Origin of the sequence: Phenylobacterium sp. (genome assembly GCF_044236515.1) — a bacterium.
In the GTDB taxonomy this organism is placed as follows: Bacteria; Pseudomonadota; Alphaproteobacteria; order Caulobacterales; family Caulobacteraceae; genus Phenylobacterium.
On sequence record NZ_JBIIGK010000254.1, the window covers coordinates 1 to 2,825 of the forward strand.

Consider the following 2,825-nt stretch of genomic DNA (forward strand, 5'->3'; position numbering starts at 1 on the left):
GCCAGCGTGATCGTGATCGCCGCCGTCAGCGTCGTCTTGCCATGGTCAACGTGACCAATCGTGCCGATGTTGCAGTGCGGCTTCGTGCGTTCGAATTTCTCTTTGGCCATTTCAAGCTCCAGCCCTGTCCGGGCTCGTCCTCTAGCTAGGGTTGGATTGGGTTAGGCGTACTTCTTGATCACTTCGTCGGCGACGTGTTGCGGCACCGCCTCGTAGTGGTCGAACTGCATGGTGAACTGGGCGCGGCCCTGAGACATGCCGCGCAGGTTGTTCACGTAGCCGAACATGTTGGCCAGCGGCACGAAGGCGTTGATGACGATGGCGTTGCCGCGCACGTCCTGGCCCTGGATCTGACCGCGACGGCCGTTCAGGTCGCCGATGACCGAACCCAGGTACTCTTCCGGGGTCACGACCTCGACGCCCATGATCGGCTCGAGCAGCTTGGCGCCGCCCTTCTCGCGCAGTTCCTTGAAGGCCGCGCGGGAGGCGATTTCGAACGCCAGGACCGAGGAGTCGACGTCGTGGAAGGCGCCGTCGATCAGGGTCGCCTTGAAGTCGATCACCGGGAAGCCGGCCAGCAGGCCGTTGTCCTTGGCTGAGTTCAGGCCCTTTTCGACGCCGGGGATGTATTCCTTCGGCACCGCGCCGCCGACGATACCGCTTTCGAACACGAAGCCCGTGCCGACTTCACCCGGCTCGAAGACCAGCTTCACGCGGGCGAACTGGCCCGTACCGCCGGTCTGCTTCTTGTGGGTGTAGTCGATCTCGGCCTTGCGGCTGATGGTTTCGCGGTAGGCCACCTGCGGCGCGCCGATGTTGGCCTCGACCTTGTAGGTGCGCTTCAGGATGTCGATCTTGATGTCGAGGTGCAGCTCGCCCATCCCCTTGAGGATGGTCTGGCCGCTCTCATGGTCGGTGGAGACCGTGAACGACGGGTCCTCAGCGGCCAGCTTGGCCAGGGCGACGCCCAGCTTTTCCTGGTCGGCCTTCGACTTCGGCTCGACGGCGATCTCGATGACCGGCGCCGGGAATTCCATGCGCTCCAGGATCACCGGGTTCTTGTTCGGGTCGCACAGGGTGTCCCCGGTGCGGGTGTCCTTCAGGCCGGCCAGGGCGACGATGTCGCCGGCGTAGGCTTCCTTGATGTCCTCGCGGTTGTTGGAGTGCATCAGCAGCATGCGGCCGACGCGTTCCTTGCGGTCGCGGGTCGAGTTCAGCAGGCCCATGCCGGTTTCGATCTTGCCGGAGTAGATCCGGCAGAAGGTCAGCGAGCCGACGAACGGGTCGTCCATGATCTTGAAGGCCAGCATCGAGAGCGGCTCTTCGTCCGAGGCCTTGCGCTCGATCTCTTCCTCGGTGCGGAAGTCGATGCCCTTGGTGGGCGGGATGTCCACCGGCGAGGGCAGGTAATCGACGACCGCGTCGAGCAGCGGCTGGACGCCCTTGTTCTTGAACGCCGAGCCGCAAAGGATCGGATAGAAGGCGCCGGTCAGCACGGCCTTGCGGATGCACTTCTTGATCGTCTCTTCCGACGGCTCTTCGCCGGACAGGTACGCTTCCATCGCCTCGTCATCGAGCTCGACGGCGTTTTCGATCATGTAGCTGCGGGCCTCGTCGGCCTTGGCCTTGAGGTCGGCAGGGATCTCTTCGTCGCGGTAGCTCGCGCCCAGGCCGTCGTTGTCCCAGACCACCGCTTTCATGCGGACCAGGTCCACGAGGCCGCGCAGCGAGGATTCCGCGCCGATCGGGAACTGGATCGGAACCGCCTTGGCGCCAAGGCGGTCGCGGATGCTCTCGACCGACTTGTCGAAGTCGGCGCCGAGCTTGTCCATCTTGTTGACGAAGACGATCCGCGGAACCCGGTACTTGTCGGCCTGCCGCCAGACGGTCTCGGTCTGCGGCTCAACCCCGGCGTTGCCGTCGAGCACGGTCACCGCGCCGTCGAGGACGCGCAGCGAGCGTTCCACCTCGATGGTGAAGTCGACGTGCCCGGGGGTGTCGATGATGTTCAGGCGCTTGTCGTTCCAGAACGCGGTCGTCGCGGCCGACGTGATCGTGATGCCGCGCTCCTGCTCCTGCTCCATCCAGTCCATGGTCGCGGCGCCGTCGTGGACTTCGCCGATCTTATGGCTCTTGCCGGTGTAGTAGAGGATCCGCTCGGTCGTCGTCGTCTTGCCCGCGTCGATGTGGGCCATGATGCCGAAGTTGCGGTAGTCTTCGATTTTATGCGTGCGGGGCATAGCGGACAGCTCTGGAAAAGGGGCGTTCGTGGAGGGCCGAACGAGAGGCGCGGGCGGTTTAGCTCAAACCGCCCGCGCCGGAAAGCTCTGAAAGCCCAGGAGGAAGAGGGCTTACCAGCGGTAGTGCGAGAAGGCCCGGTTGGCTTCAGCCATCTTGTGGGTGTCTTCGCGTTTCTTGACCGCGGTGCCGCGGTTCGAGGAGGCGTCCAGCAGTTCGCCGGCCAGCTTCTCGGTCATGGTGTTCTCGCCGCGCTTGCGGGCGGCGCTGACCAGCCAGCGGATGGCCAGGGCCTTGCGGCGCTCCGGACGGACTTCGACCGGCACCTGGTAGGTGGCGCCGCCGACCCGGCGGGAGCGGACTTCGATGGCGGGCGCGACGTTGTCGAGCGCAGCGTGGAAGGTTTCCAGGGGACCCTGGTCCTTGCGCTTGGCTTCGAGGATCTCGAAGGCGCCATACATGATGTTTTCGGCGACGGCCTTCTTACCTTCGTACATCACGTAGTTCATGAACTTGGTGACGACGAGGTCCCCGAACTTCGGATCGGGAAGGACTTGGCGTTTCTCTGCGCGACGGCGGCGGGACAT

Annotated in this window: 3 protein-coding genes; all 3 read right to left on the reverse strand. The window is 64.4% G+C overall.

Annotated features, from left to right (window positions below; genetic code table 11):
• Positions 1–110 (reverse strand): GTP-binding protein (locus ACILRF_RS15925; protein ID WP_172262485.1); only part of this gene is annotated, 110 nt, incomplete at its 3' end.
• 51 nt (positions 111–161) lie between these two features.
• Positions 162–2,240 (reverse strand): elongation factor G, encoded by a 2,079-nt coding sequence (gene fusA / locus ACILRF_RS15930; RefSeq protein ID WP_395674622.1) that lies wholly within the window; start codon positions 2,238–2,240, stop codon positions 162–164.
• A gap of 111 nt (positions 2,241–2,351) precedes the next feature.
• A complete protein-coding gene (gene rpsG, locus ACILRF_RS15935) occupies positions 2,352–2,825 on the reverse strand; it encodes a 30S ribosomal protein S7 (RefSeq protein ID WP_395674624.1) in 474 nt (157 codons plus the stop codon).